Source organism: Rhizobium sp. C104 (assembly GCF_022354505.1).
GTDB classification, from domain to species: domain Bacteria; phylum Pseudomonadota; class Alphaproteobacteria; order Rhizobiales; family Rhizobiaceae; genus Rhizobium; species Rhizobium redzepovicii.
Map to the genome: position 1 here is coordinate 764,564 of NZ_CP092348.1, position 22,134 is coordinate 786,697.

At 59.9% G+C, this 22,134-nt stretch carries 26 protein-coding genes and 1 pseudogene; 11 read left to right on the forward strand and 16 right to left on the reverse strand.

All coding sequences use genetic code 11. The features are described from left to right. Positions 1-266: 266 nt before the first annotated feature. The 5 genes and pseudogenes from MF410_RS04840 to MF410_RS04860 all read right to left on the reverse strand — a co-directional run bounded on the left by MF410_RS04840 (position 267) and on the right by MF410_RS04860 (position 2,770). The gene (locus tag MF410_RS04840; RefSeq protein WP_165503935.1) at positions 267-1,334 is read right to left on the reverse strand and encodes an acyltransferase; all 1,068 of its coding nucleotides are present in this window, start codon (positions 1,332-1,334) and stop codon (positions 267-269) included. 187 nt (positions 1,335-1,521) lie between these two features. Next, on the reverse strand, positions 1,522-1,746 hold the full coding sequence (locus tag MF410_RS04845; RefSeq protein WP_275593023.1) for a transposase: 225 nt from the start codon (positions 1,744-1,746) through the stop codon (positions 1,522-1,524). A gap of 67 nt (positions 1,747-1,813) precedes the next feature. After that, entirely contained in the window at positions 1,814-2,284 is a 471-nt protein-coding gene (locus MF410_RS04850) for a hypothetical protein (RefSeq protein ID WP_097629369.1), read from the reverse strand. 64 nt (positions 2,285-2,348) lie between these two features. Continuing rightward, positions 2,349-2,480 (reverse strand): annotated as a pseudogene (locus tag MF410_RS04855) (CopG family transcriptional regulator); the annotation flags it as partial. Next, positions 2,480-2,770 (reverse strand): hypothetical protein, encoded by a 291-nt coding sequence (locus MF410_RS04860; RefSeq protein ID WP_165503934.1) that lies wholly within the window; start codon positions 2,768-2,770, stop codon positions 2,480-2,482. The gene MF410_RS04860 and the pseudogene MF410_RS04855, both read right to left, overlap by 1 nt. A gap of 211 nt (positions 2,771-2,981) precedes the next feature. Here MF410_RS04860 and MF410_RS04865 point away from each other — a divergent pair, with 211 nt between their 5' ends. Together MF410_RS04865 and MF410_RS04870 are read left to right on the forward strand one after the other, a co-directional pair. Next, entirely contained in the window at positions 2,982-3,278 is a 297-nt protein-coding gene (locus MF410_RS04865) for a hypothetical protein (protein WP_097629370.1), read from the forward strand. A gap of 57 nt (positions 3,279-3,335) precedes the next feature. Next, a complete protein-coding gene (locus MF410_RS04870) occupies positions 3,336-3,638 on the forward strand; it encodes a hypothetical protein (protein ID WP_097629371.1) in 303 nt (100 codons plus the stop codon). Between the two features lie 221 nt (positions 3,639-3,859). Here the strand turns inward: MF410_RS04870 and MF410_RS04875 are convergent, their stop codons facing one another. After that, positions 3,860-4,174 (reverse strand): hypothetical protein, encoded by a 315-nt coding sequence (locus tag MF410_RS04875; protein ID WP_012558192.1) that lies wholly within the window; start codon positions 4,172-4,174, stop codon positions 3,860-3,862. Positions 4,175-4,432: 258 nt separating this feature from the next. On the opposite strand from MF410_RS04875, the gene MF410_RS04880 reads away from it, so the two are divergent. Continuing rightward, on the forward strand, positions 4,433-5,248 hold the full coding sequence (locus MF410_RS04880; protein WP_097629372.1) for a chromate resistance protein ChrB domain-containing protein: 816 nt from the start codon (positions 4,433-4,435) through the stop codon (positions 5,246-5,248). Between the two features lies 1 nt (position 5,249). Beyond that, positions 5,250-6,671 (forward strand): chromate efflux transporter, encoded by a 1,422-nt coding sequence (chrA, locus tag MF410_RS04885; protein ID WP_239620221.1) that lies wholly within the window; start codon positions 5,250-5,252, stop codon positions 6,669-6,671. 59 nt (positions 6,672-6,730) lie between these two features. Here chrA and MF410_RS04890 read toward each other — a convergent pair whose 3' ends face one another. Together MF410_RS04890 and MF410_RS04895 are read right to left on the reverse strand one after the other, a co-directional pair. Then, a complete protein-coding gene (locus MF410_RS04890; RefSeq protein WP_097629374.1) occupies positions 6,731-8,062 on the reverse strand; it encodes a hemolysin family protein in 1,332 nt (443 codons plus the stop codon). 182 nt (positions 8,063-8,244) lie between these two features. After that, positions 8,245-8,628: a VOC family protein gene (locus tag MF410_RS04895; protein ID WP_097629375.1), complete on the reverse strand. Its 384-nt coding sequence runs from the start codon at positions 8,626-8,628 to the stop codon at positions 8,245-8,247. Positions 8,629-8,941: 313 nt separating this feature from the next. Here MF410_RS04895 and MF410_RS04900 point away from each other — a divergent pair, with 313 nt between their 5' ends. Next, a complete protein-coding gene (locus tag MF410_RS04900; RefSeq protein ID WP_097629376.1) occupies positions 8,942-9,268 on the forward strand; it encodes an RcnB family protein in 327 nt (108 codons plus the stop codon). Between the two features lie 296 nt (positions 9,269-9,564). On the opposite strand, the gene MF410_RS04905 is transcribed toward MF410_RS04900, so the two are convergent. From MF410_RS04905 to MF410_RS04915, 3 genes are all read right to left on the reverse strand, one after another. Next, positions 9,565-9,744, reverse strand: a complete 180-nt coding sequence (locus MF410_RS04905; protein ID WP_097629377.1) for a hypothetical protein — start codon at positions 9,742-9,744, stop codon at positions 9,565-9,567. After that, a complete protein-coding gene (gene zigA / locus MF410_RS04910) occupies positions 9,741-10,946 on the reverse strand; it encodes a zinc metallochaperone GTPase ZigA (RefSeq protein WP_097629378.1) in 1,206 nt (401 codons plus the stop codon). Before zigA ends, MF410_RS04905 begins: the two co-directional genes overlap by 4 nt. A 110-nt stretch (positions 10,947-11,056) precedes the next feature. Then, entirely contained in the window at positions 11,057-12,091 is a 1,035-nt protein-coding gene (locus MF410_RS04915; RefSeq protein WP_097629379.1) for a zinc ABC transporter substrate-binding protein, read from the reverse strand. 101 nt (positions 12,092-12,192) lie between these two features. On the opposite strand from MF410_RS04915, the gene MF410_RS04920 reads away from it, so the two are divergent. Genes MF410_RS04920 through MF410_RS04930 form a run of 3 tightly spaced genes read left to right on the forward strand, consistent with a single transcriptional unit; the run spans position 12,193 to position 14,301 of the window. Then, positions 12,193-13,098: a metal ABC transporter ATP-binding protein gene (locus tag MF410_RS04920; protein ID WP_097629380.1), complete on the forward strand. Its 906-nt coding sequence runs from the start codon at positions 12,193-12,195 to the stop codon at positions 13,096-13,098. Beyond that, positions 13,091-13,906, forward strand: coding sequence for a zinc ABC transporter permease subunit ZnuB (gene znuB, locus MF410_RS04925; protein ID WP_131711351.1), 816 nt, complete (start codon positions 13,091-13,093; stop codon positions 13,904-13,906). The genes MF410_RS04920 and znuB overlap by 8 nt, the downstream gene beginning before the upstream one ends. Beyond that, a complete protein-coding gene (locus tag MF410_RS04930) occupies positions 13,903-14,301 on the forward strand; it encodes a Fur family transcriptional regulator (RefSeq protein ID WP_003593569.1) in 399 nt (132 codons plus the stop codon). Before znuB ends, MF410_RS04930 begins: the two co-directional genes overlap by 4 nt. Before the next feature lie 268 nt (positions 14,302-14,569). Here MF410_RS04930 and MF410_RS04935 read toward each other — a convergent pair whose 3' ends face one another. Beyond that, entirely contained in the window at positions 14,570-15,649 is a 1,080-nt protein-coding gene (locus MF410_RS04935; protein WP_239620224.1) for a hypothetical protein, read from the reverse strand. A gap of 190 nt (positions 15,650-15,839) precedes the next feature. Between MF410_RS04935 and MF410_RS04940 the strand changes: the two genes are divergently transcribed. Both MF410_RS04940 and MF410_RS04945 read left to right on the forward strand, forming a co-directional pair. After that, entirely contained in the window at positions 15,840-16,412 is a 573-nt protein-coding gene (locus MF410_RS04940; protein WP_097626048.1) for a transglutaminase-like cysteine peptidase, read from the forward strand. Positions 16,413-16,645: 233 nt separating this feature from the next. Next, positions 16,646-17,047 (forward strand): hypothetical protein, encoded by a 402-nt coding sequence (locus MF410_RS04945; protein WP_012558183.1) that lies wholly within the window; start codon positions 16,646-16,648, stop codon positions 17,045-17,047. Between the two features lie 98 nt (positions 17,048-17,145). On the opposite strand, the gene MF410_RS04950 is transcribed toward MF410_RS04945, so the two are convergent. Further along, a complete protein-coding gene (locus MF410_RS04950) occupies positions 17,146-17,676 on the reverse strand; it encodes a gamma carbonic anhydrase family protein (protein ID WP_097626047.1) in 531 nt (176 codons plus the stop codon). Positions 17,677-17,686: 10 nt separating this feature from the next. Continuing rightward, entirely contained in the window at positions 17,687-18,382 is a 696-nt protein-coding gene (locus tag MF410_RS04955; protein ID WP_097626046.1) for a fumarylacetoacetate hydrolase family protein, read from the reverse strand. A 278-nt stretch (positions 18,383-18,660) separates the two neighbouring features. Here MF410_RS04955 and MF410_RS04960 point away from each other — a divergent pair, with 278 nt between their 5' ends. Beyond that, positions 18,661-19,413 carry a nucleotidyltransferase domain-containing protein gene (locus MF410_RS04960; protein WP_097626045.1) on the forward strand — a complete coding sequence of 251 codons (753 nt, stop codon included), beginning with the start codon at positions 18,661-18,663 and terminating at the stop codon, positions 19,411-19,413. A 931-nt stretch (positions 19,414-20,344) separates the two neighbouring features. On the opposite strand, the gene MF410_RS04965 is transcribed toward MF410_RS04960, so the two are convergent. Continuing rightward, positions 20,345-21,325, reverse strand: coding sequence for an SDR family oxidoreductase (locus MF410_RS04965; RefSeq protein WP_097626044.1), 981 nt, complete (start codon positions 21,323-21,325; stop codon positions 20,345-20,347). A 168-nt stretch (positions 21,326-21,493) separates the two neighbouring features. Beyond that, entirely contained in the window at positions 21,494-22,051 is a 558-nt protein-coding gene (locus MF410_RS04970; protein ID WP_097626043.1) for a DUF308 domain-containing protein, read from the reverse strand. Between the last annotated feature and the right edge of the window lie 83 nt (positions 22,052-22,134).

The window sequence follows — 22,134 nt, forward strand, 5'->3', positions numbered from 1 at the left end:
ACTCGCACGGCTTCGTGATCTAGCTCCGTTAGAGCGCTCCGGAAGAACGGTTTCGTCTTGACCGTCATCTTCTCCTTGCACTTAGGGCAGGTGATGACTGAGATCGGCCCATAGGATGCTTCGAGATTTTCCGGCTTCTGTCCGCACTGGCAAGGCCGCGCGCCTGCGGGCGATCTATAACGCGGCGCAGCTCTTGCAATCGGATGATGATCTTTGGGTTGGTCAGCCTCATCTCTTCTGTCCTATCACCGCAGCGGGCAGAAGAGTTACTTGCGCCTGAAACGCAAGTCACTGGAACGAATAGTTTCGGGTCGGCTGCGGCTGCTCAATTGACGGCCTACTTGCTGAGCAGGCCGTTCAAGCAAGACCCAGGATATAGCCGCGAGCACCACTGATATAACCGACGCCCCGGCGAACTGGATCAGACTTGGATAGTATTGAGGGCCTGCGACACGCTGAAAAAGGTCGATGGCCAGTTCATGGTAAAGGTAGATGCCGTAGCTGATGAGCCCGAGCTGCGTGAGAATGCGCCAGTTCAAGAAGCGCGGCAAGGCATCGTGGTATCCCAGAAACACCAGATGAGCGAAGATTAGAAGCGGCAAAACTTCGATGAGTTCATACCACAGGGCTGCAGCAAACGGGGAAGACGGGTATTCTAGCAGCCAATAGAGCAAGATAACACCTGCGTAGACAGGGATCATGGCGCGCCATTTGAAGATAGACAGCTCTTTGACTGCAGGAGCGAGAGCTAAAAGGCCACCTACGGCAAGAGCGTCCCAGGAGCTTGTCGGCATGGTCCAATAGATCACAGTGGTTCCGGGCATCTTCAGGCTGATGACTATCCTGACACCGACAGCGATAGCGATCCCGAGGAAGCAGGCTGGCGCCAGGAACTTGCGGCCCAGCAGCATCACGACAAGCGGCCAGGCCAAGTAAAATTGTTGTTCGACACTGAGTGACCACAAGTGAGAGAAGAACCATGGGCTCCAGCTATCAGTCTTTGTAAAGAGCACATTGGTCCCATAGAACGCATGCCAGTACCATTGATCGCGCCACCCGTCCGCCTCAAGGAAGAACATGATCAACAGGAGCGCGTAATATGCCGGCATGATGCGGAAGCTGCGTCTGACGTAGAACGCCCGCAATGCAGAGCCGGGTGTTTGGCGACCATCGGAAAATGAGCGTAGCAAGTGCCTGGTTATGAGGAAACCACTCAACACGAAGAAGAAGCGCACAGCCAGATGGCCATAAGTGCTTCCAGCAAGCCATGTATGCGTGATGATCACCGCGAAGACAGCAATGGCGCGCAGACTGTCCAGTTGAAGTTTCCGCACTGTCTCCACCGCCCCCTTGAAGGTTTCCCTCGGAGTCCTACCCCTGATACCTAGAATCGTCCAGCGATACGGTTAGACATGCCGAGATCAAGCCGCATGCAGGAACAGCTGAAACTCAAATACAGCTGGCGCAAGACGTGGCCGGACAGCGAGAACGACTTCGTAGGCTTTGAACGAAAGCCTGTTCTTATTTGCGTCTGGCATCCAGCCAGTGCAACCGATAGTGCCAGAATATTACCTGCATGATCGGGTCTCCTTCGGGGACATCACGCCAAGGGACACCGGATCGTAGAACCCTAAAGATGCCGTTGAGCACCCGTCGGTCATCGACGCGAGGCACGCCTCGCGGCTTGTTAGGTAGGGGAGGCGCAATTACGCGCCATTCAAAGTCGGTCAGATCATGGCAGCTCATCCCTGAATCTGAATCAGGTCGGGCAACGACAGGAAAGTCCCAGCGCCGAACGAGCCGATTTAGGCCGTCAGGTCGGGATGAACGACCATTCTTCGGCCATGAACTCAAGCGTTTCATCGCGGAAATAATATAGGAAATGCCGAGAGCTAACGGTGTCTGCCCCGATCTTTTCCCAAGACACGGCGTCGCGGTCAGGGTCGAGACCGATTATCTCATAGAACTCGCCCCAACGAGGAGCCACACCGCTGTAACGACCATGGCCGCTTACCTTATACCATTCATGATCATTGGTGCTGTCCCAGCGCCAGCGGCTGCAACCAACAAATCTCAAAGTGCCCCATGTCTCATCAAATTTCGGGCTGGTCTTCGAAAACAGGCTCAACGCCCTGAGAATACCCGTCGGCTTTTTGTCGCGCACCGGTCTATACGACCGGAAACGGACGTTGATGGAGGAGCCCTCAACTGAAACCTGGGGCTCTGGCGCATTTGGTTCGGCCACCCAACCTTGGCCGAGTTGTAGTTTATCAAACTCGAGCATGGACTACGACTAGCCGACTTGCATGACCGATTCTACTCAATTTATGAGTTCACTAGGTCGAAATTCATGCAGACCTATCCACATCGCCATCTTCATCCAGCTCGTGCACCGGCAAATAGGTGTTCTTCTCCATCCACTCCCGCACGATATATCTGATGGCGTCCTCTCGCGTCAGCACGAGTTCGCTGCATACATCTACATCGACAAATGGATTGCGGCGATCGAGGCTAAAAGTATTGAAAAACCTAAAATCACGAACGGAGTTCCATAGCAAACCCTTGTTCTATTCGAAGTCAGATCTTCTCCAGAGGTGCTGTCGCCATTATACATCTTAAATCCGACGTTGCTGTCGGAATTGAAATCCCAATTATTTCTCTTATAAAAAAGAAGCTCTCTTATTTCGACAATAACCAGAAACAGAACAATCACCGACAACAGTATTATGGCGAATACCGTACCGTCAGAAGCGGGATAATCCAAAGTCATGCTCTCCTCTTCAGCCTCCGCCGTTGACCAGCGCCGCTACGGGCCAAAATCGTAGCAAACATTCACAAAATCCCCAATTATTTGAACTCAGGCCGGATCTTCTGGCCTGCCGGAGACTGTTCCGGGCCGGGCTGCATGGTTCGTGTCGTCAGCATGTCTGGCAGCGTCGATCCCCGCGCCCTATTTGCTCTCTGATAAGCGGGAGGGTTCCATGAGAAGCGTCGTTCTGGTCGTTGCCTTGTCTCTGCCGTTGCCGGCCTTCGCTGCGGGGGCGATGGAGATCAAGGCGAGCGCGTATAGCTGCAGTGAGATTGCGCAGATCATCCGCCAGAACAAGAAGGTCTTCGTCCGTGTCGGCTTCGGCGGCCGTAGCTTCCGCTATCCGCCGGCGCAATGCAGCATGGGCGACAAGCGCACCAGCACGAGTTTCCGCGATGGTCAAGGAAAGCAGTGCATTCTCGACTATGCCTGCGTCTTCGATCCCGCATCGCCCTATAATTTTCCGTAGAGCAAATGGTCTTGGGCGGGTTCGGCCAAAGACGTTCTCCCACAATCAGGAGTTTTCATGAAAAGCATTGTTCTGGCGTTTGTGCTGCTGTTTCCGTCCGCAGCCCTTGCCATCGATGCGGTGGAGGTCAATGCCAGGGATCATACTTGCGACGAGCTTGCGCAGATCATCCGTAAAGACAAAGCGGTTTTCGTGCGCATGGGTTTTGGCGGCCGTAGCTTTCGCTATCCTCCGGCCAGGTGCAATCTCGGCGACAAGTACGACACGGCAAGGGTCAGGGATGCCAACGGCAAGATTTGCCTTCTTGACTACCAGTGCGTGTACGACCCCCAATCCTTCTACAACAGGATCCCCAAATAATATCCCGCTGCGAGAGCTGTCTGAGACCGAAGAAAAAAGGCCGGGCGAAAATCGCACCGACCCTTCCTCGATCTGTCTCGATAACGGCTGCCAGTACCTCCGTGGTCAGCCATCAGAGACAAATTCAATATCTCTAAAATAAGCTCTCTCTGCCGGTATTCAAGAGCACACGACAGAAAAGGAAGCCGGCACTGGGTCGGCTTCCTTTAGCCGAGCAGCGGTTACTGCTGGGCAGGCGCAGCCGGCGGAGTGGCCGGTGCAGGTGCCGGTGCGGGCGTTGCGCTGTTGTCGGTCGGAGCGATCGGCTTGGGTGCAGCCGGTGCCGGCTCGGATTGGGTCGTGGAGGCTGTCGTATCCGGGGATGTGCCCGGGGTGCTCCACTGCGAATAGGCGAATGCAGCGACAGCGATCACGGCCAATGCAGCGACCCAGACAACCCACGTATTATTACTGCGCGCGCTCGGCGTGGTGCGCAGATCCAGATTTGGGTTCAGCGGGCGGTTCGGGTCGTTGGCATTATTGGGGTCGTACGTCATGGTACTTTCTCCTCTTTCGGTGAAACAATAATGCCGAAGTGAGGATTTTGTTCCGTACCGGGACCGCGAAGCAGTTGATATCAAGGCATTCCGGGCGGCAGCTGACCCGAATCGGCTGCGTTCCGCTGTTCTATGCAAGCGCCCGCTTGACACGGCGGGGTCTGTTTGCGCATGGTTTTGCCATGGGGTTGCGATCATCCCACGAGGCGTCATGCTGAAGAATCGCGTCCAGTAACACCGATCAACGGAGGACGCGTCATGCCGTCATTTCTCGAAATTTCTCCCGACAAACTCAGCCGCCTCATCGGAACCCCCGGCGCGCCTTGCATCGTCGACGTTCGCACCGAGGAGGACTTCGCGCTCGATCCGCGCCTAATTCCGGGCTCGATCCGGCGCGATCATGCCGAGGTTGCGTCTTGGGCGGACAGCATGAATGCCGCCACCGTCGTGGTGGTCTGTCAAAAGGGCAGCAAGCTCAGCCACGGTGTGGCCGCCTATCTGCGCCATGCCGGGATCGACGCCGAGAGCCTCGAGGGCGGCTTCGAAGCCTGGATTGCCGGCGGGGCGGCCGTGCCATCGGAAAAGCTTCCGCGCCGCGACGCGGAGGGGCGCACCGCCTGGGTGACACGGGCGCGGCCGAAGATCGACCGCATCGCCTGTCCCTGGCTGATCCGCCGCTTCGTCGATCCGAACGCCGTCTTCCTGTTCGTGCCGGCGCCCGAGGTTATAGCCGTTGGCGAACGCTTCGGGGCGGTTTCCTTCGATATCGAAGACGTGTTCTGGAGCCATCGCGGTGAGCTCTGCACCTTCGACGTGATGGTCGAGGAATTCGGCCTGGCATCCGAACCGCTTCTTCGTCTGGCGCAGATTGTCAGGGCGGCGGATACCGCAAGGCTCGATCTCGCGCCCGAGGCGCCCGGCCTGCTTGCAGCATCGCTCGGTCTCTCCAGGATGTTTTCCGACGATCTGGAGCAGCTCGAAGCCGGAATGCTTCTCTACGATGCCTTCTTCCGCTGGTGCCGGGACGCGACCGAGGAAACCCACAACTGGCCTACGCCAAAGAAGAGGGCATGAAATGGCCGAGTTGACGGACAACGGCCGCGCGGATAAGACGATGGAGAGACATGCGGACGAGGAGCATCACCACGGCGTCTCCTTCAGTGAGGCCTTCAAGGTATGGCTGCGCGTCGCCGCCTTGAGTTTCGGCGGCCCGGCCGGCCAGATCGCCGTCATGCACCGGATCATCGTCGACGAGAAGCGATGGATCGGCGAGCACCGGTTCCTGCATGCGCTGAATTATTGCATGCTGCTTCCCGGCCCCGAGGCGCAACAGCTCGCCGTCTATATCGGCTGGCTGATGCACCGCACGCTGGGTGGTCTGGTCGCTGGTTTGTTGTTCGTGCTGCCGGGATTCCTGTCGATCCTCTGTCTCAGCTATATCTACGCCGCTTATGGCAGCGTGGGCATCGTCGCCGGCCTGTTTTTCGGGCTGAAGGCGGCGGTGCTTGCCGTCGTCGTGCAGGCCGTCATCCGCATCGGCAGCCGCGCTCTTAGAAACAACGTCATGCTTGCGATCGCGGCTGTGGCCTTCGTTGCCATCTTCTTCTTCCATGTGCCGTTCCCGCTGATCGTGCTTGCCGCCGCCATCGCGGGCTTTCTCGGCGGCCGCTTCGGCATTGCCGCCTTCAAACCGGGCGGCGGCCACAAGGCCGGAAGCGGGCCAATGGTGTCGGATGCGGAGTTGGCGCTCGGCGAGGGCATACCGCCGCATGCACGCCCCAATCTCGGTTGGTCGCTCAGTATGTCGGCAGCGCTGCTCGCTCTCTGGCTCGCGCCGATCGCCGCCCTCTATGCGGCTTTCGGGGCACACGACGTTTTCACCGAGATCGGCCTGTTCTTCAGCAAGATGGCGGTCGTCACCTTCGGCGGTGCCTATGCCGCGCTCGCTTATGTCGCGCAGGAGGCCGTGCAGCGTTTCGGCTGGCTGAAACCCGGCGAGATGCTCGATGGTCTCGGGATGGCCGAGACGACGCCGGGGCCGCTGATCATGGTGCTTCAGTTCGTCGGCTTCATGGGCGCCTATCGCAATTCCGGTTCGCTCGATCCGATGCTGGCCGCCACGCTAGCGGCAATCCTGACGACTTGGGTGACGTTCGTACCCTGTTTCCTCTGGATCTTTCTTGGTGCGCCCTTCATCGAAAAACTGCGCGGCAATGTGGCGCTCGCCGGCGCGATGTCGGCGATCACGGCGGCGGTGGTCGGGGTCATTCTCAACCTCGTCCTCTGGTTTGGCCTGCATACGCTGTTTGCCGAGGTCGCGACCGTCCACCTTGGCGGCTTGCGGCTCGATATCCCCGTGCTGCAATCGGCCGTGCCGGCGACAATGGCGCTGTCTGCCGCCGCCGCCATCGCGATCTTCCGGTTCAAGACGTCTGTGATCGCGACGTTGCTTGCCTGTGCGATAGCGGGAATGCTCTGGACGCTGGCGACAGGTTAGAGCTCTTTATATATCATGCATGTCGTCCGGAACCGTTGCACACTTCCGGGCGACATGCATTAGCCTTCCGCCCCGTCCGCGGGGATGCGAGTTGCCAGCATCTTGTCAATGCGCATGCCGTCCATATCGAGCACTTCGAAGCGCCAGCTATCGAAAACGAAGGTTTCGCCGGCTTCGGGGATGTGCTGGAGCTGGTGCAGCGCGAAGCCTGCAAGCGTATGGAAATCGGCATCCGGACGATCGCGCAGGCCCAGCCGTTCGAAGGCGTCGAAGGCGGGCATCATCGCATCGATCAAGAGCGATCCGTCTTCCCGCACGATAATGTCGGGCTCTTCGTTGGATCCCGGCAGGTCGCCGGCGATCGCTTCGAGCAGGTCGGTCTGGGTGACGATACCCTCGAGGCTGCCATATTCATCGATGACGATGGCGAGCCGGACAGGCGAGGCCTTGAAACTGTCGAGCACGCGCACGACCGAGGTGCCCTCATGCAGCACCAGCGGCTGCTTGATCACCTCCATCGGCCGGACCTTGCCGCCGTCGAGAACCTGGTCGAGAAGGTCCTTCTTCAACACCATGCCGATCGGTTCGTCGATCGAGCCCCGGGCGACCAGCAATTGTTCGTGGCTGCATTCGCGGATGGTCTTCAGGATCTCGGCCTCGCTGTCGTCGGCGTCGAACCATTCGATATCGAGACGCGGGGTCATGATGTCGGAGATCGGTCTGTCGCCGATGTTGAACACCCGCTCGACGAGCTGCTGCTGCACCTGGTTGAGAAGGCCGGCCTCCTGGCTTTCGGCGACCAGCAGCTTGAGTTCCTGCGGCGAATGGAACGATGATTCCCCGGTTCCGGCGCGAAGGCCGACGCCCCGCAGCACAAGATTGCCCATGCCGTTCAGAACGAAGATCGCCGGCTTGAACAGCACCAGGAAGAGCCCCAGCGGACGCACGACGGCAAGCGAAGTGGCCTCGCTGCGCTGAAGCGCCAAGCTTTTCGGCGCCAACTCGCCCAGCACGATGTGCAGTGCCGTGATGATGACGAAGGCAATGACGATGGCGACCGTATGCGCGCCTGTTGCCGCCCATTGCCCAGGCAGCCAGGACACCAGAGGCTCGATCAGATGGGCAAGCGCCGGCTCGCCGACCCAACCCAGCGCCAGCGACGAGATGGTGATACCAAGCTGGGTGGCGGCAAGGTTGGCGTCGAGATTGTCGACAGCGCGCTGGAGGGCGGAGGCATTCATGCGGCCTGCCGCGGCAAGTTCGGTGACACGGCTGCGCCTGACCGAAACCAGCGCGAATTCCGCAGCGACGAAGAAGCCGTTAGCAGCCACCAGTAGAAGCACGGCGAGTATCCCGACATAGTCGAAGACGCCGCCTGCGGATTCGGACATGGTTTCCCTACCTCTGAATTGATCCGAGTCCGAAACTACACGCTCGGACAGAGGTAGCAAGGCACGGGTCGCCATTCTTCCAGCGGCGATGCCGATGCCGGCTGTCGTCAGATGATATGTGCGGTTTCTTGGTGTCGCGCGCAAGAATGCGCAGTTGAACACATGATTGATGCGCCTCGCATTTATCTCTTCGGCGCTTCGAAGAGTTCGATCGGGTTTCCGGCCGGGTCCTCAAGCAGGATCTGCTTACCGCCTATGCCCTGCACGATCTCATTGCGAAAACGCGCGCCCGCCTGGCGCAGCGTGGCAACTTCCGCCTCCAAGTCGGCGACTTCAATCTGGATGCGATTCCATCCGCCGGGTTCGGGTTTTCGCCCGTCGGACATTGCCTGGGACGCTCCGCCCGGACCGGTCGTGCCGCTGACGAGCAGACGAAAACCATCCCTTGTCAGGATGGCAAAGCTGGGCGCGGGATGAAGAGCGACCGAGAAGCCAAGATGTTTCGTGTAGAATTCCAAGGCGGCGTCGACGTCGTCGACGATATAGCGCATGCTGATGCCGGGCATGGTTTCCTCCATCTTTGTTGGATCGAGCGATCCCCCACGATGATCCGACAAGCGCCGAACGCTGGATCGGAGGCGCAAAGGACGCTCCATGAATGGAATCTGCGCCCAATCCTTCCGAAAATCGAATCGGATCTTCCGGGGGCCCCGTGCCAGTTGCAGCCCCTGTTATTGATAAGGGTGTATAAGTCTAATCTGTAATATAAGCTTTGCGCCCCAGGCATCGGATTCCATTACGAAAGTTTAATTTTCATTTCAGTTTCGGTTCATCTTTTCGGGCCTAGTTTCCTCCTGCGCCGAACATAAGGAACCCGACATGAAAAAGATTTTTGCAGCTCTCCTTTCCGCTTCCTTCCTTCTCTCCCCGATGGTTGTCTCCCAGGCCAGCGCTGATGACTATCGCCGTCCGCCTGTCGTCGTGCAGAAGAAGGTGATCGTCGAGAAAACGGTCGTGCGGCCGCACTGGAAGAAGGGATACCGCGTCAACGCCAACGAGCGCCGCTGGTTTCACGACGTCAACGACTACCGCCGTTACCGGCTCGCGCCTCCCCCGCGCGGCTATCGCTGGGTCCGGGCCGACAACGACTACTTGCTGATCGGCATCACCAGCGGTGTGATCTCCAGCATTATTGCTGGTCATTGATTGGAAGTATGGGAGGGCGGCTTTGGCCGCCCTTTCCGATTCTGGGAGGGGTGCGGAGATTTCCGCTGGTGACTTGTCTGAAGGCACCGTCTGGTGCAGAACGCCGTCCCGATCAGCGTCGTCGCTCTCCCCACGCTCCCTCATTCCTGTGCTCGTCACAGGAATCCAGCACCGCGTGTCCGCGCGGTGATTGACTCAATGTGATTTTGGAAAGAAGTCATCCGCGCCCACAGACTTGGGCGCGCTGGATCCCTGTGACGAGCACAGGGATGAGAGTGGATGGGGCTCGGCCCCGCCTAATTCTGCCGCCGTGCCGCCGTCATCCTCTTTGCAATAATACCAAGCAACCCCTTCGGTCTTCCGGCATCAACCTTCACACTCCCCTCATGCGTCAACGGATGCAGCCCCTCGATCGGCCGCAGCGGTTCACACTCCGTGCAGACGCAGCGATAGGGTTTGATTGCCGTCGCCTTCATGCCGCCTGGCGGCTCCAGCTGGCGAAGGGGTCGGGCAGGTTGCGCCAGCGATCGGGCGCGAAGACCGCGGTCTCGATGAGGCAGGCGTCAAGTTCTCTCCTGATCCAAGCCTCATCCATCGGGTCGGCGCCGATGAAGACGATCTCCTGGCGGCGGTCGCCCCAGACGGGGTCGAGATAGGGGCCGATGGCATTCATGAAGCCCGGTTCGTCAGGCCATTGTTCGCGCGGCACCGCCGCCCACCAAAGACCCATCTTGCCGGTGCGCACGAGGGCGCCCGCCTGGCTGATCTCGCCGACATGATGCGGCCGCGTCGCCAGCCAGAAAAAGCCCTTGGCGCGCACCACGCCCGGCCATGTCAGATCGAGAAAGGCTTGCAATTTTGCCGGATGGAAGGGCCGCTTTTCGCGGTAGACGAAGGAGCGGATGCCGTATTCCTCGGTTTCCGGCACATGGTCCTTGAAGCCGTGCAGCTCCTTGTACCAGAGCGGGTGGGTCTCGGCCCTGTCGATATCGAAGCGGCCGGTGCCGAGCACTTGCTTCAGCACCACCTTGCCGAAATCCGTCTCGATCAGCTGCGCATCCGGGTTGAGGACGGTGATGATTTTCCGCGCGGCATCCCGTTCCGTCTCGCTTGCCGTGCCGATCTTGTTCAGCACCACGACATCGGCGAATTCGATCTGCTCGACCAGCAGGTCGACGATGGTTCTGGTATCGCCATCGCCTGCCGTTTCGCCGCGGTCGGCGAGGAAATCGGCGGAGGCATAATCGGCGAGCAGGTTGGCGGCATCGACGACGGTCACCATCGTATCCAGCCTTGCGACGTCGGAAAGGCTTTCTCCGTTCTCGTCGCGGAATTCGAAGGTGGTGGCGACGGGCAGGGGCTCGGCGATGCCGGTGGATTCGATCAGCAGGTAGTCGAAGCGGCCTTGGGTCGCCAGATCGCGCACCTCTTTCAAGAGGTCGTCGCGCAGGGTGCAGCAGATACAGCCATTGGTCATCTCGACCAGCTGCTCCTCGGTGCGAGACAGATTGGCGCCGCCGTCGCGCACCAGGGCGGCGTCGATATTCACCTCGCTCATGTCGTTGACGATGACGGCGACGCGCATGCCGTCGCGATTGGCAAGCACGTAGTTCAGCAGCGTCGTCTTGCCGGCGCCGAGAAAGCCGGAGAGCACCGTGACCGGAAGTCTGTTGTCCATGAAACCTCGCATTTTAATGTTATATCATTACATCGGCGGGGCCGAAAAAAGGCGGAACGGGGTCATCCGCCTCTTTCCGCCTCAGCTCTCCCCGCAGCGCCGCATGATTATCATGCGCTGGAGAGGCAATCCTTCATGCTGTCGGCGATGCCGCGCATGAGGGTGAAGTAGAGATCGGGGCCGGCCTTCAACGTTGCGGCTTCGGGGTCGAGCACGCCGGATCTGGCGTTCGTGCCTTCGATGACGACATTGACGAGGCGCGGCTCGAATTGCGGTTCGGCAAAGACGCAGGTGGCGCCCAGTTCGCCGACCTTGCGGTGGATTTCTGAAACGCGCTCTGCACCGGGAATGGTTTCCGGGCTGACGGTGATCGAGCCGGCGACGCGGATGCCATAGCGATGCTCGAAATACTGGTAAGCGTCGTGGAAGACGATGAAGGGCTTGTCCTTGACGGGAGCGACCGTGGCGGCGATTTCCTTGTCCAGGGCCGTCAGCTTGTCGTCCAGCGCCTTGGCATTGGCCTGGTAGGTCAGCGCATTGGCGGGATCGGCGGCGACAAGAGTTGTGGTGATCACGGCGGCCATGGCTTTGGCATTCATCGGGTCGAGCCAGAGATGCGTGTCGAAGGCGCCATGGTCGTGGTCATCATCATGGCCGGTGCCGGCGGCATGATCGTGATCCTCACCCTCGGCGGAAGCGCCCTGATGCTCATCGCCATCCTCATGCGGCTCGAAGGCGCCGCCTTCGCGGAAGGGCAGCTTGACGAGGCCGGGGGCATGATCGAGCTCGGCGATGCTGGCCTTCGAGCCCAGCGCCTGCAGCGGCTTTTCCAGAAAAGCCTCGAGGCCAGGACCGGTCCAGAAGATCACCTTGGCTTCCTGCAGCGCGCGCGCATTCGACGGCTTCAAGCTGTAAGTATGCGGGGAGGCGGCGCCATCGACGATCAGCTCCGGTTCGCCCACACCCTGCATGATCGCTGCAACCAGCGAATGGATCGGCTTGATCGAAGTGACGACGACGGGCGCATCGGCCGCCCGCATGCTGCCGGCAAACAGCAAGGCGGGAACCGCCAGCGCCGGTAGGGCGAAGGCGAGCGGAATTTTGAAGGCCAGGATCTTCAGGGCTGGGCCCAGGGTGCGTTTCATCGAATGCTCCGCTTGAATTGCAGATGTTATGTTATTACATCAATTGCGTTATGCTATAACGTGTGCAATAGCAGGATGCAACAGCGCTGTCGGAAAATTTGATGCTCTCTCCCGCAAATACGAAGGGCGAACCGCTAGTTTCGCTTGAGAATGTCGGCGTTCTGCGCAACGGCCGCTGGCTTGTGCGCGGCGTCGAATTTTCCGTCTCGCGCGGCGAGATCGTGACGCTGATCGGGCCGAACGGCTCGGGCAAGTCGACCAGCGCCAAGGCGGCGATCGGTGTGCTGAAGCCGAATGAGGGCAGGGTGAAGCGTCTGGCCGGCCTGAAGGTCGGCTATGTCCCGCAGAAGCTTGCGATCGACTGGACGCTGCCGCTCTCGGTGCGCCGGCTGATGACGCTGACCGGACCCCTGCCGGAACGTGACATGCGCGCGGCACTCGAAGCCGCCGGCATCGACCATATGCTCGATGCCGAGGTGCAGCATCTCTCCGGGGGCGAATTCCAGCGGGCGCTGATGGCGCGCGCCATTGCCCGCAAACCCGACCTGCTCGTGCTCGACGAGCCGGTGCAGGGTGTCGATTTCTCCGGCGAGATCGCGCTCTACGATCTGATCAAATCGATCCGCAACGCCAGCGGCTGCGGCATCCTGCTGATCTCGCACGATCTCCACGTCGTCATGGCCGAGACCGACACGGTCATCTGCCTCAACGGCCATGTCTGCTGCCGCGGCACGCCCGAAGCCGTCAGCCGCAGCCCGGAATATGTGCGTCTGTTCGGCAGCCGCGCGGCGCAGACGCTTGCCGTCTACAGCCATCATCACGACCATACGCATCTGCCGGATGGGCGCGTGCAACATGCCGACGGTTCGGTGACCGACCATTGCCACCCCGATGACGGGCATCACGCGCATGATCACGGGCACGACCATGCTCATGATCATGATGGTCATCATGGACATGAGCACTCGCACGCCCATTCCCACAGTGGGGAGGGCCGCCATGCTTGACGATTTCTTTGTTCGCGCCATCCTCGCCGGCGTTGGGCTAGCGCTGACGACTGGACCGCTCGGCTGCTTCATCATCTGGCGGCGCATGGCTTATTTCGGCGATACGATCGCCCATTCGGCGCTGCTCGGCGTCGCGCTGTCGCTGCTCTTCGAACTCAATCTGACGCTGGCCGTCTTTGCCGTCGCAGCCCTCGTATCGGTGTTGCTGCTCTTCCTGCAGAAGCGCCAGGCGCTGTCGGCCGATGCGCTGCTCGGCATCCTCTCGCATGCCACATTGGCAATCGGCCTCGTCATGGTCGCCTTCATGAGCTGGGTGCGGATCGATCTCATCGCCTTCCTGTTCGGCGACATCCTTGCTGTTTCAACGACCGACATCGCGCTGATCTGGGGTGGAGGGCTCTTCGTGCTCGTGGCGATGGCCTGGCTCTGGCGGCCGCTGCTGGCGGCAACCGTCAATGCCGAGCTTGCCGAGGCCGAGGGTCTGAAGCCGGAGCGGGCGCGGCTGTTCTTCATGCTTTTGATGGCCGTCGTCATCGCCATTGCCATGAAGATCGTCGGCATCATGCTGATCACCTCGCTGCTGATCATTCCGGCGGCCGCGGCGCGGCGCTTTTCGGCGACGCCGGAGATGATGGCGGTGCTCGCCTCGGTCATCGGGGCGGTTGCCGTCGTCGGCGGGCTGTTCGGCTCGCTCACCTACGACACGCCCTCCGGTCCCTCGATCGTGGTCGCGGCGCTGATCCTCTTCATTCTCAGCCTGCTTCCCCTCAGGCGGCATCGCGCAGGCATGCAAGGACAAGGTTCATGACGACACCGCAACTCACCAAGAACCAGTCGCTGGTCTTCGACGTGCTCGAAAAGGCCGAAGGGCCGCTCAGCGCCTATACCATCCTCGACAAGCTGAGGGACCACGGGTTTCGCGCGCCGCTGCAGGTCTACCGGGCGCTGGAAAAGCTGCTCGAATACGGTGTCGTGCACCGGCTCGAAAGCATCAATTCCTTCGTCGCCTGCGCCCATCCGGGTGACGACTGCCACAGCCACGGCATCGTCGCCTTCGCGATCTGCGAAAGCTGCGGCCAGGTGACGGAGTTCCACGATCACGAGGTCGACCACCGACTGATGGCCTGGGTGCGGGGGCAGAAATTCAAACCAGCGAAGACGACGATCGAGATCCGCGGTTTGTGCGAGGCTTGTGCAGCGTAAGCGGCCACACTATCCGTCGGCACCCTGATCCTATCGCACCAACGGGACTTTGACGGGCGCCCACTTCTCCACCCTCATTGCTGTGACATCCCGCTGGTCAAGCCGGAGGACAGGAATGAGCGAGGGCGGAGCGGCGGCGTGCCCGAAGGCGACGATCCAGGCGTTGGTTTCCTCGCCGTGTGTGCTGCCGATCGATACACAAAGCGATGACTCAAAAAGGTGAGGCCGCAAGGGCGGCCTCACCTTTTGCATTTCTGTGCGGATAAGCTTAGTCCGGCTTGGATTCAGAGCCGCCCTTGCCGGAGCCGCCGTTGTCGCTCTTGCCGGAGCCGCCATTGTCGCTCTTGCCGGAGCCGCCGTTGTCGCTCTTGCCGGAGCCGCCATTGTCGCTCTTGCCGGAGCCGCCATTGTCGCTCTTGCCGGAGCCGCCATTGTCGCTCTTGCCGGAGCCGCCGTTGTCGCTCTTGCCGGAGCCGCCATTGTCGCTCTTGCCGGAGCCGCCATTGTCGCTCTTGCCGGAGCCGCCATTGTCGCTCTTGCCGGAGCCGCCGTTGTCGCTCTTGCCGGAGCCGCCATTGTCGCTCTTGCCGGAGCCGCCATTGTCGCTCTTGCCGGAGCCGCCATTGTCGCTCTTGCCGGAGCCGCCATTGTCGCTCTTGCCGGAGCCGCCATTGTCGCTCTTGCCGGAGCCGCCATTGTCGTTCTTGCCGGGGCCGTCCTTGCCGTCCTTGCCAGGACCGTCGCGTCCGTCATGGCTCGGGCCATCCTTGTCGTGCCCGTGATCTTTTCCACCCTTGCCGCCGTGATGATCGCCGTCCTTGTCGCCGTGGTGGTCTTTCCCATGGCCACCCTTGCCATGATCGTGATCTTTTCCGCCCTTGCCGCCGTGATGATCGCGGTCCTTGTCGCCGTGGTGGTCTTTCCCATGGCCGTCCTTGCCATGATCGTGATCTTTTCCGCCCTTGCCGCCATGGTGATCGTGGTCCTTGCCGTCGCCATGGTCGTCGTCATCGTCATCGTTGCCGTTGCCGTTGCCGTTGCCGTTGCCGTCGCCGGTGTCCGATCCGCCGCCGTCGGCAACCTGATCGCCATTGCCACCGGTTCCGGTGGCCGAACCGGTGCTGGACGACTTCTTGCCGCTGCCGATGCCTTGGCTGCCACGATCGTTATCGTTCGGGCCGAATTTGCCATCCGCCTGAATTGCTCTGGTCGGCATGCACAGCCTGTATTCGAGCGTGCCGCGAACTGCGCTGCTGCAATTAACGACCGCCGGGGCTGCCGTTGCCAAGCTGCTGCTTGCCAGGAGGGAAGCAATGGCAAGTCCGATTTTCGATGCTCTGCTGATCATTTCATGCGTCTCCCAAGGTTAACCGAATGTTAATGGGGAGAGTTCTTATACTAACAACGAATTAACGTGAAGAATAAACAATGGTTAATCTGTATCGCTTATATAATAGGGTTAAATTCGCAAGTATAAAATTTTAATAAATTTTTATCCCGACTCTGTTATTGTCTCGGGTCAAATAGGGGAATCGGCTATGGCGCGTCTCTTTTCTCTTGCTACTATTTCATTCTTTTTTCTTGCTTTTCAGGCTGTTGCCGGATCATCGCTGCCGGTGACAAGAAGCATCGGCGCGCCTGTGGGATTCGGCGCAGCCTGTGCCAAGTACAAGTGGCTGTGCGGCAGGATGGCGGCGCAACAGCGAAACGACGGGGCAGGAATAGCGCTTCTTCAAAAGATCAATCGTGCCGTAAATCTACGCATCATTCCCGCAGAAGATCGTCCGCCTTCCCACGGGGATGTTTGGTCTCTGCCGGTTGCCGGCCGCGGCGACTGTGAGGACTATGCTCTCCAGAAGATGAAGGATCTGATCGAGGCTGGTTTTCCATCGAACCGGCTGGCGCTTTCGGTAGTCATTGGGCCGCATGATCAAAACCATGTCGTTCTCATTGCCCGGACGGATGGCGGCGATTTTGTGCTCGACAATCTGACCAGTGCCGTGAGGCCTTGGCGCATGACGGGCTATACGTTTCTGGCCACTCAGGATTTCCAATCGCGCACGGGCTGGCGCGTGACGCTTGCCGGTCCCCGCGCCGGTGAGTTCTCCTGAGGCGTGTCGTAGTTCAGGCGCCAAGGTGCCTGGCGCCACCTCGAACAATGCGTAAATCGGGTGCAGATGGCAGTAAATTCGACGAAGAATTGTGTGCCCAATACGATGCTCGACGCGTGCCTGATGTAAGAATTGGAAACACTTTGTGACTAAGTGTCTCCAAAAGCAGCGTTTTTTGACTTGCTGCGTAAAGAGAGATGAAGGATATTCTGCAAACGTTGAGGGAAGCCTTCATGATCAGAATGATTGAAAACCCTGCCGAACTGGCTGGCGAAGACATCACCGGCAAATATATTCTCCGGAGGCTGAACTATCATTGGTTCGCCTACGGCAAGGCGGCTATTGTAACCGCCTGCAAGGGAACGATCCTGCATCTCGAGCGGGAAGAAACGGTCTATTCCGAGCGTTGGGGCCGTCGCGCCTATACCGGAACCGGCAAGCGTTACCCTGGCGGCATCTGTCCCATTTCGGCGGTCGCCTGCGTCTGCGATACGCCCGATGACGTCAATGCCGTCATTCAACTGGATGTCGAAGCGCAGGACGAATTCTATCAGCTGATCGCCAAGGCGGAAGCCAGGGTTCAGGCGCTTGCCTCTTCCTCGCGAAACAGCCAGTTTCTCGAGGCTGCCGAGTAAGGCGGTTTTTCAACCAAATCAGTCTGGAGCCGTCACCCGGAGGCACCCATAGGGGTGTCTCGAAGGACGCGGCTGGCCCCGCTTCTTCTCTTGCCTGATCATCCGATCTGCTTGAGATCGCGGGCGAAGCGTTGCCAGTTGGCAACGTAGTTTTCCGCCGAGCGGCGGATGGCTTCGATTGCGGCGTCGTCGAGCTGACGAATGGCGCGGGCGGGTGCTCCGACGATCAGCGAGTTGTCGGGGAATTCCTTGCCTTCGGTCACCAGCGCATTGGCGCCGACGAGGCAGTTGCTGCCGATCTTCGCGCCGTTGAGGATGGTGGCGCCCATGCCGATCAGCACATTGTCGCCCAGCGTGCAGCCGTGGAGGATGGCATGGTGGCCGATGGTGCAGCCTTTGCCCATGGTCAGCGGGAAGCCCATGTCGGTATGGGCCATCACCCCTTCCTGGATGTTGGTGCCTTCGCCGACGGTAATCTTCTCATTGTCGCCACGCAGCACCGCGCCGAACCAGACGCCGACATTCTCGCCGAGCTCGACCTGGCCGATGATATTGGCATCCGGTGCAATCCAATAGAGGCCGGCGGCGGGCAGTTTCGGCGTCGATCCGCCGAGCGCATAGACGGGCATGGCTCTCTCCTCAGGCGACCTCGACCGATAGAGTGGCAACACCGTCGATACCGCAACTGATGCAGTCGCCCCTGGAAACGGCGCCGACGCCGGCCGGCGTGCCGGTCATGATGATATCGCCCGGCGCAAGGGTGAAGAGCTTCGACAGCTCAGCGATGATCTCCGGCACCTTCCAGATCATCTGGTTGAGATCGCCGTCCTGGACGCGTTTGCCATTCTGCTCCAGCCAGATCCGCCCTTCGCCGGGGTGGCCGAGGCGGCTGGCCGGCACGATCGCCGAGACAGGGGCCGAATGTTCGAAGGCTTTGGCGACTTCCCAGGGGCGGCCGAGTTTCTTGGCCTCGCCCTGCAGATCGCGGCGGGTGAAATCGATGCCGACGGCATAGCCGTAGATGCAGTCGAGCGCTTGCGCGGCCTCGATATTCGTGCCGCCTGATTTCAGCGCCAGCACGCATTCGACCTCGTAATGCACGTCCTTCGACAATGGCGGATAGGGAAAAGCGCTGCCCGCCGGCAGCAGGTTCTCGGCATTCTTCTGGAAGAAGAAGGGGGGCTCGCGGGTGGGATCATGGCCCATCTCGATCGCATGGTCGGCATAATTGCGCCCGACGCAATAGACGCGGCGTACCGGAAAGTGCTCATCGCTGCCTTCGACCGGCAGCAGAACCGGTTTTGGAAGCGGGATGACGGTGGCGGGATCGGACATGGGCGGGCTCTTCCTGGTTGACGAGTCTTGGGGCATATTAGACGGAAAACAATGCGCCGGGGAAGCATTCTCGGTGCATTGACGCTCCGGCCGCCGGGCGATATCCTCGCCGCCATGACCGGGATCTTTGCAGTTTCGACGATGTCTACGACCACCGCCCCGGGCGGTGGATGCAGACGCGTGAACTGAATTCCGTTCGTTGCTGCTGAGACCCAACCCGCCGGAAAAGAGCGGGTTTTTTCATATCCGCTCGTCTGCCGCCATTCGAGGACGAGATCGTGGACGACATCCAGAAACAGATAGTTGCGGAGCGGGCGCTTGCCGCCGCCCGCCGCGCTCTTGCCAGCCGCTATGCCGGAGCCGCCTTCGCTTACGCCACCGGGTCGCTGCTGCGCGGCGAAGGCACAGCGTTTTCGGATATCGATCTCGTCGTCGTGTTTCCGTCACTGGAACGAGCCTGGCGGGAATCCTTCACCCACGAGGACTTTCCGGTCGAGGCCTTCGTCCACGATGAAGAGACGCTGGCGTATTATATCCATGCCGATACCGAGAGCGGCTGTCCTGTTATGGCCAACATGGTCGCCACGGGGCGCGTGGTCGGACGGGATACCGGGCGCGCGCGCATCGTGCAGGCAAAGGCGGCGGCAATGCTGGCGGCCGGGCCGAAAGCGCTTGCCGGCACCAGCTACGACATGCTGCGCTATCAGGTCACCGATCTTGCCGACGATCTGCGCGGGACGCGCCCGCCCGAGGAGATCGCGGCGATCGCCGCGCAACTCTACCAGAAGCTCGCCGATCTCATTCTGCTCGGACGCGGCGAATGGACCGGCCGCGGCAAGTGGGCGCCGCGTCTCATCGGCAAGCTCGATACCCAACTGGCGGCGGAATTCGACGCGGCGTTCAAGTTGGCGGCAGGAGGCGAGGGCACACGATTGCTGGCTTTGGCCGACCGCGAACTTGCCTTGCATGGCGGCCGCTGTTTCGAGGGTTTCAGGCAGGAGGCGCCGCTGGAGGCACGGCGGCTGGAGTAGGCGTCGATACAGGAGCACTGTTGTCTTGATGAGTTCACTCTAAAAAGGCGTTGCTGCGGCGCCAACGCCCACGAGAGCCTCATCCAAAGGTGCTCCGCAGGGGCCTCGAAGGACGAGGCGGGTGCGTCGGCGTTGATGGATGCAAAGAGCAGCGTTGACGCGTGTCCTTCGAAGCTTCGGCGCCTTTGGCCTGCGCGCCTCTCAGGATGAGCAGTGTTGGAGGATGCCGCCTCCAAGGAGAGGCGTTGGAGAATGGTGCTTTACCTTCGGCGGGTGGAAGAGATCAGGCAGGCGCGAAGCATCTGTGAAAGGCTCGCGCCATTGCAATAAGCTGCCCATTGGATAAGGTGAATTGTAATATTATTAAAACCAAAGGTTGAAAGAAGCATGCCGCGTTCGCATTTTTTCAGAGCAAACCATATTCTAACTCCCATAGTTTTCGCAACCTTTGGTCTGTCTGCATGCGTTACCATCAAGGATGGTGTGCAAGTCTCCCAGGATCATAGCCGCGCCGTGAGTGGCGAGCGAACAAAAATGGGCCAGTCTTACAATTTGAATGCAGACTGCACCGCTGCGACAATGCCGAGCATAAAGCTGGTGCAGCCCCCCGCACATGGATCGGTAGAATTCGTTAGCGAGAAAATTCTTTCACATTATCCGACAGGCGCGCCCCAGATCAGGTGCAATTCCAGAAAATCTCCTGGCGTATCTGAATATTATACTTCCAACAGCCGATACTCCGGGAAGGATATGTATAAGGTGAGAGTGACCTACGGCGAGGGAACAATCAAGGACGTAACAGTCAATATCAATGTAAGAAAGAAATAGAGCCGAGCTGTCGTCGAAGTGTTCAACTGGTTATTCTTCGATGAACGAGTTGGTGGCGTGTGCGCGGCGCACTGTCGCCATCATTCCACGCCTCCCGGGTATCTTAGCCAAGCGCGCCTTGAGCCGCGCAAATCCGGTCGATCAAAGCATCGAGTTCACCCCTCGGTGGACGGCTTATGGCCAGACGCTGCTTGAGGTGCATGATCGGCTCGGCGAGGATTTCATCGAGGCTCTCGGCGCAGGTGAAGTCGCCCGCCACGCGCTTGACCTTCGAATTGTCGAAGATCGCAGTCCAGGCCTTGTCGCCGAGCAACGGGCCGATCCATTCCGGATTGTACCGGATCAGCGTGTCCGTCGGCACGTGGACGATCTTCGCCTCGACGCCGAGCAATCTTGCGATCGTCTTCTGGATATCGTCCCAGATATGCGCACGGTCGGAGGTGATATGGAAAATCTCGGCGAGCGCCGCCTGCTTGCCGAACAGGCCGACGAAAGGCATGGTGAAATCGATTGAGCGGGTCAATGTCCAGGGCGTGTGGCCGTCGCCCGCCACAATGATGGGCTCGCCATCCAGCATGCGTCTCGCCATGACATCACTGTCGCCCATCATAATCGGCAAGCCGGTGCGAACGGTGTGGCTGGGACGGACGATCGTCCAGGCGAGTTTGCCGGACAGTTTGAGCAGTTCCTCGCAGGCGATTTTCGCCTGGCTGTAGGGCCAGTAAGGATTGATCGCCGGGGTTTCCTCGGTGATCAGATAGTGACGCGGCGGCTTTTCATAGACTGAGGCCGAGGAGATGAAGATATACTGGCCGCAATTGCCCGAGAATACCTCGATGTCGCGGGCGACCTGGTCGGGCGTGAAGGCGATGAACTGGCAGACGACGTCATAATTACGCTTGGTGAGATCCGCATAGGCGCTCGATCCCAATTCGCCGACGATCGAGGTCACCCCTGCGGGCAGGGCAGCACTTCTCAAGCCGCGATTGTAGACGCTGACCTGGTGGCCCTCGGCAACGGCGCGCTCGACGCAGGGGTAGGAGATTTGGCCGGTGCCGCCAATGAAAAGAACTTTCAAAGCCATGAGAGTGACCTCGGGGTCTATGGGCGGGAACTATTGTCGCCTTTCATAGCGCGAAAGAATGTCATCGTCTCCCGCAAATCTCGTCTACGGCGGAGAGCAAAGGGAATAAGCCGTACTCTGGCCTCCTGCGGCGGCTTTAGGTTTGCCGCCGCAGGAACTGGACCGGGCCTATGCCTGCGCCTTGCGATAGGCTGCGACGACAAGCCAGATCGAGGAAAGCAGGAAGTAGAATGCGCCGAAGCCCGCATAAGGCACGATATCGAGGATCGTCGGCGGGGCGGCGCCAAGCGAGCGGCCGATCATGAAGCCGCCGGCAAGGGCAGACTGCGCGCCGCTCAGGATCATCACCCATTGGGCGCCCTCGGTGCGCCAGCGCCTCACACCAGTATAGAGCTGCAACAGACCCGAGAGGATTGCCCAAGCCCCGAACACGGCCAGGACGGCATAGGTGCTCACGCCGAGCGCGATGACGACGGCGAGAGATGTGACCGTGCTGACCGCGACATTCAACGTCTGCGACGGATTGGCCTGCAGGCCGCCATTGGCCTGGGCGTCGACCAGATTGGCAAGCGCGTCCCACAAGGGATAGATCACCAGCAAAAAGGCTGCGGCGCTCGGCTGCCCGGCGAAGGCAATGGCGGCGGCAATCCATACGATCGAGAATGCGGCGCGCGTGAAATAATAGGATCGCAGCCAGTAGGAGTGGTTTGAAGATTGAGCTTGCATCGACAGTTTCCTTGTTTTGTCTACCTACTAGTAGGAAGGTTATGCGATTGAAGTCAATGCTGCGGGCAGACACCTTCTTGTGA